General features: G+C 75.8%; 5 protein-coding genes and 1 pseudogene. 2 read left to right on the forward strand and 4 right to left on the reverse strand.

Annotation, left to right across the window (positions count from 1 at the left end):
- Positions 1–59: 59 nt before the first annotated feature.
- On the reverse strand, positions 60–1307 hold the full coding sequence (locus ACFWEG_RS28045; protein WP_387220652.1) for an MBL fold metallo-hydrolase: 1248 nt from the start codon (positions 1305–1307) through the stop codon (positions 60–62).
- A gap of 76 nt (positions 1308–1383) precedes the next feature.
- Positions 1384–1821: a PPOX class F420-dependent oxidoreductase gene (locus tag ACFWEG_RS28050; RefSeq protein WP_387220655.1), complete on the reverse strand. Its 438-nt coding sequence runs from the start codon at positions 1819–1821 to the stop codon at positions 1384–1386.
- 119 nt (positions 1822–1940) lie between these two features.
- Between ACFWEG_RS28050 and ACFWEG_RS28055 the strand changes: the two genes are divergently transcribed.
- The gene (locus ACFWEG_RS28055; protein ID WP_387220657.1) at positions 1941–2549 is read left to right on the forward strand and encodes a TetR/AcrR family transcriptional regulator; all 609 of its coding nucleotides are present in this window, start codon (positions 1941–1943) and stop codon (positions 2547–2549) included.
- Positions 2550–2555: 6 nt separating this feature from the next.
- Here ACFWEG_RS28055 and ACFWEG_RS28060 read toward each other — a convergent pair whose 3' ends face one another.
- Positions 2556–3302 carry an SIMPL domain-containing protein gene (locus ACFWEG_RS28060; protein ID WP_387220660.1) on the reverse strand — a complete coding sequence of 249 codons (747 nt, stop codon included), beginning with the start codon at positions 3300–3302 and terminating at the stop codon, positions 2556–2558.
- A 226-nt stretch (positions 3303–3528) separates the two neighbouring features.
- Here ACFWEG_RS28060 and ACFWEG_RS28065 point away from each other — a divergent pair.
- Positions 3529–4398, forward strand: a pseudogene (locus ACFWEG_RS28065) (carbohydrate kinase family protein); the annotation flags it as partial.
- Between the two features lie 27 nt (positions 4399–4425).
- Here the strand turns inward: ACFWEG_RS28065 and ACFWEG_RS28070 are convergent.
- The gene (locus tag ACFWEG_RS28070) at positions 4426–5232 is read right to left on the reverse strand and encodes an SGNH/GDSL hydrolase family protein (RefSeq protein WP_387220662.1); all 807 of its coding nucleotides are present in this window, start codon (positions 5230–5232) and stop codon (positions 4426–4428) included.
- Between the last annotated feature and the right edge of the window lie 171 nt (positions 5233–5403).

Raw genomic sequence — 5403 nt, forward strand, 5'->3', positions numbered from 1 at the left:
CCCCCGACGCCGCACGACCGGCGCCCTGAGGTCGGGGTGCGGCGGTCAGCGCCCCGCGGTCAGTGCTCGACTGCCTGGCCGACCCCCGCCTCCCCGGCCGACGGCGTGATCCCGGGCGACGTCCCGTCCCCGCGCCACGGGTGGGCGAGCCGCCCGGCGACCGGCCGCCACCACGGCTCGGCGGGCAGTTGCCCGCCGGGCTCGAACGGCTCGCCCGGACGGGGCAGCGCCAGGCTCTGGCCGGCCTCGCCGGCGACGTCGACGGTCCACTCGGCGGGCTCGCCCCAGGCGTGGAAGGCGAGGTTGAAGGTGCCCCAGTGGATCGGCAGCAGCACCCCGCCGGGCGTACCGCCCTGGAGGTCGAGGTGGGCGCGGACCGCCTCGGCGGGGGTCATGTGGATGTCCGGCCAGGCGCCGGGGTCCGGGACGGGGTCGGTGTGTCCCTGCGGCCAGTACGCGCTGTACGCGCCCAGCTGGATCATCGTGGCGTCGAACGGGCCGTGCTCCGCGCCGATGTCCGCGAAGCCGGGGAAGTAGCCGGTGTCGCCGCTGTGGAAGATCCGGTGCCCGCCGCCGGCGACCACCCAGGACGCCCACAGGGTGTGCTGCTGGTTCCGCAGCCCGCGGCCGCAGAAGTGGCGGGCGGGGGTGGCGGTGAGCCGGAGGCCGCCGACCTCGGTGGAGTCGTGCCAGTCGAGCTCGCGGATGCGGGCGGCCGGGACGCCCCAGTGCTCCAGGTGCGCGCCGATGCCCAGCGGGACGGCGAAGACGGTGTCGGTCCGGGCCAGGCCGCGGATGGTCGGCAGGTCGAGGTGGTCGTAGTGGTCGTGCGAGATCACGACGACGTCGACCGGGCCGAGGGCGGTGAGGGGGACGGGCACCGGGTGCACGCGCCTGGGGCCCGCGAAGGAGAAGGGGGAGCAGCGCTCGCCCCAGACGGGGTCGAACAGGACCCGGCGGCCGCCGATCTCGGCGAGCACGCTGGAGTGGCCCATCCAGGTCAGCCGGAGGCCGGTCGCGGCCGGCCGGGAGAGCTCGGCGAGGGTCGTCGGGTACACCGGGACGCGGCCGGCCGGCGCGCGCAGGGCCCGCAGCTCCTTGTCGAAGTAGACCTTCGCGAAGGACCGGGCGGAGCCGGAGGGGCGGGTCGCCGAGGGGCCGCCGGGGTTGCGGAACACCCCGTCGGCGAAGTTCGGCGAGTTCCTGATCCGCTCCCAGCGCTCCCCGGTGGCGTCGGCGCCGAAGGGCGGGGTGCGCAGCGTGCGCAGCCGGGTGCGCAGGGGGTGGAGGGGGGCCGGTCCGGTCACGACGTCTCCCGTGGGGCGAGGGCGGTGGTCACACCATTATGGGCGGGGAGGGGGACGGGAGGGCGGCGGCCGGGTGTCATGCGGCGGGCTGCCCGTAGACGCGTTCGATACGCAGGGTGAGGACGACGCGCCGGTCCTCGACCATCACGCGGCGGTACTCGTCCCAGTCGGGGTGCTCGCCGCGGACGTCCCGGTAGAGGGCGACGAGCGCCTCGACGGTGTCGTCGTGCGGGTCGGCGGCGACCGGGGAGAGCTCCGCGGCCGCCTCGGCGACGGTCCAGGCCCAGCGGTCGTCGCTGGTCACGTGGTAGCTCGCCCGGGCATCACGGCGCAGGTTGGCGGTCTTCGCGCGGCCGTCGGTGACCGAGACGCGCAGCACGCCCTCGTCCGGGTAGTAGGCGTGGTTGACGTTCGAGAGCTGCGGGCGGCCGTCGCGCTTGAGGGTCACGAGGACGCCGCCGTCGTGGGCGGCGAACAGGGCGAGGAGCGCGGAGTCCCGCTCGGGAGTCGTCATACGGGGATCAACGTGCGCGCGGCGGCGGAGATTCCCGGCGGTCGCGGGCGCGGCGGCCCGGCGGCCCCAACTCGTCTCCTGCGCCGAGCCGTTGGGAACCGGTGGCGTAGGGTGAATCCGTGGCCAGAGTGCGGTTGAGCGTGACGGAGCGGCGCGCGGAGCTGCTGCGGGCGGCGGTGGCGCAGATCGAGGAGCGGGGCGTCTCCGACGTCCGGATCTCGGACGTGGCCTCGGCGCTCGGGGTCAGCAACGCGCTGGTCCTGTACCACTTCTCGACCAAGGAGCAGCTGGTCGCCGCCGCCTTCGCGCACGCCGCCGAGGCCGATCTCGAGCGGCTGCGCCGACTCCTCGGCCGCCGCGGCCCCGCGCTTCGGCGGCTGCGGGCCGCGGTGCGGTGGTACGCGCCGACCGGGCAGGCGAAGGGCTGGCGGCTGTGGATCGAGGGCTGGTCGGTGGCGCTGCGGGAGCCGGGGCTGCGTGAGGTGACGCGCGACCTGGACCGCCGGTGGAAGCAGGCGCTGACCGAGGTCATCGCGGAGGGCGCGGCGGCGGGCGAGTTCGCGTGCGCCGACCCGGGCGCGGCGGCCTGGCGGCTCACCGCGCTCCTGGACGGTCTCGCCGTGCAGATGACGTCGTACACGGGGGCGCTGCCCCGCAGCACCATGCTGCGGTGGACGGACGAGGCGCTGGCCCGGGAACTCGGCCTCCCGCAGGCCGCGTTGCGCTGAGCGCCGTCAGCGCAGCTCGTAGACCGCCGTCACGTTCACCTGGTCCTGCACCCGGCCGGTGGCCAGCTTCGCCGGGGCGTCGAAGGCGGCGGCGGGCAGGGTGACGGGGCGGGGGCGGCCGCCCGCCTCCTCTGTGAGGGAGACCAGCCGGCCCAGGCGGTGCCCGCTCAGCTCGGCGTGCTGCTCGGCCTTGGCGCGGGCGTCGAGGTGGGCGGCCCGGCGGGCCTCGGCGCGCAGGGCGGTGGGGTCGGCGACGTCGAAGGTCACCCCGTGCACCCGGCCGGCGTCGCCGGCGGCCTCGGTGACCGCGGTGACCAGTTCGCCGGCCCGGCCGATCTCGCGGACCTTGACGACGAAGCTCTGCGCGGACCGGTAGCCGACGGTCCGCAGCGTGCCGTTTTTAGCGGACGCGTGGACGGCGTCCAGGGACAGGCCCTCCGTCCGCACGTCGGCGTCGGCGACGCCCCGGGCCCGGACGGCGGCGAGCAGCGCGTCGGCCGCGGCGCTCTGCGCGGCGAGCGCCTGCTCGGCGGTGGGGCGGGTGACCTCGACCCCGGCGTTCACCAGGGCCAGGTCGGGGGCGGTCTCGGCGCTGCCCTCGCCGGTCACGGAGACGGTGGCGCGCTCAGGAGCGGCGGCCGCGAGCAGGTCCCCCGCCGCGGCCGGCGCGGCGGCGGCGGGCAGGGCGGCGGTGGCGGAGAGGAGCAGGGCGGCCGCGCCGGCGGCCAGGAGGGACGAGGTGCGCGAGGTCATGGAGGTCCTTCCGATAGCGGGTGGTGCCGGGCCATCCCAGCACCGCGTGAGGGCCGCCGCCCGCACCACTGACGCACATTCACCTCACTGCACCAGCCATACTGGGGCGACAGGGGACACGGAGGGGGAGACGGTGACGCGGGAGCAGGCAGGGGAATCGGCCCCGGAACGGCGGAACGCACCGCAGGACGAACCGCGCGACCGGACGCGCGACGGACTCGACATCCTGGTCGTCGGGGGCTCCGGCGTGGACACCGTCGTCCGCGTCGACGCCCTGCCGGTGCCGCTCGCGGACTCCGTGCAGGTGGGCCCGATCCAGGAGTGGCCCGGCCACACCGGCGGCAACGTGGCCCTCGGAGCACGGGCGTTGGGCCTGCGCGTCGCGCTGCTCGACTTCGTCGGCGACGACTGGATCGGCGCCCAGGTGCGCGAGCGGCTGGCGGAGGGCGACGTCGAGTTCGTGGCGCTCGTCTCGCCCGGCGGCACCCGCCCGGCGGTCAACCTGGTCGACGCGGCGGGCCGCCGGATGTCGTTCTACGACGCCCGCGACGTGCCCGGTCTGCGGCTGCCGCGCGAGGTCTACCTCCCGCAGCTGCGCCGGGCCCGCCACGTCCACCTGTCGATCACCGACTTCTCCCGCCACCTCTACGACGACATCGAGGCGTCGGGCCTTCCCGTCTCCACCGACCTGCACGACTGGGACGGGCTGAACGAGCACCAGCGCGAGTTCGCCCTCCGCTCCGACCTCGTCTTCCTCAGCGCGGCGGGCGCCGGCGAACGGATCGCGTCGGTGATGCGGGAGATCCTCGACGGCGGCCGCGCGCGGGCCGTGGTGGCGACGGCGGGCGCAGGCGGCTCCTACCTGCTGACCCGGGGCGGTGGTTCCGTGCCGCGGCACGTCCCGGCGACCGTGCCGCCCGCCCCGGTGGTCGACTCCAACGGCGCGGGCGACGCGTACGTCACCGGCTTCCTCCACGGGCGGCTCGCCGGGCTCGACGTCGACGACTGCGCCCGGCTGGGCGCGGTCGCCGGCGCGTACACCTGCACCGCGCCGGGGAACACGGCGCTGATCGGGGCCGAGGCGCTGCTCGCGGCGCTGCCGCCGGACCTGCGGGCCCGGTTCTCAGAGCGGGAGCAGGTCCGGGCGCTTGGCGGCGAGGTGGTCGCCGGAGGAGGTGCCCCGCAGCCGCCGGCCGATCCACGGGGCGAGGTACTCGCGCGCCCACAGGATGTCGTCCCGCCGTACCGCCAGGCTGCCGCGCGGCGGGAGGACCGGCCAGGGCTGGTCGGGATCGTCGGGGATGTCCAGACCGAGGACCTGTCCGGCCCGGAGGGCGACCCGGGTGTGTCCCTCTGGTGAGAGGTGCAGCCGGTCGCCGTCCCAGGCCCGGGCGTCCTGCACGGTCCGCAGCGACCAGAGGTCGAGGACCGGGCAGTCGTAGCGGTCGGCGATGGACCGGACGTGCGCCGTGTACGTGGCGATCTTGCCGCGCAGGTGGCGCAGGACGGGGACGTGCCGGGTGTCGAATCCGGTGCTGATCAGGACGGTGCCGACGTGGGAGGTCAGGTCGGCGACGGCCCGCTCGTAGCGCTCGGCGACGGCGTCGGGGTCGGAGCCGGGCCGGAGGATGTCGTTGCCGCCGGCGGCGAAGCTGACCAGGTCGGGGGAGAGCGCCTTCGCGCGCGGGAGCTGGTCGGCCACGATCTGGTCGAGGAGCTTGCCGCGGACCGCGAGGTTGGCGTAGCGGAAGCCGCCCCCGGGTCGCTGGTCCGCAAGGAGGACCGCCAACCGGTCCGCCCAGCCGACGAGCGACCCGTCGGGCCCCGGGTCTCCGACGCCTTCGGTGAAGCTGTCCCCCACCGCCGCGTACGACCCGAATCCGGTGCCTGCCCGGTCTCTGTCTGCTGTGTATCGCGAATCGTCTGCCACGGCTCCACATCCTGCACCCGCCGATGTGACCTACGCGACCGTAGGGAGGGGTTGACGGATGGTGATATGAACCACCCGGTCAGAATTTGGCAAAGCCGGAATAAGCCGGCGGTGGTCCGCGGGGGCGGACGGCGGGGAGCACGCCGAGGGCCCGGCGACGCGGTGCGTCGC

Origin of the sequence: Streptomyces sp. NPDC060194, from assembly GCF_042728285.1 — a bacterium.
Classification (GTDB): Bacteria; Actinomycetota; Actinomycetes; order Streptomycetales; family Streptomycetaceae; genus Streptomyces.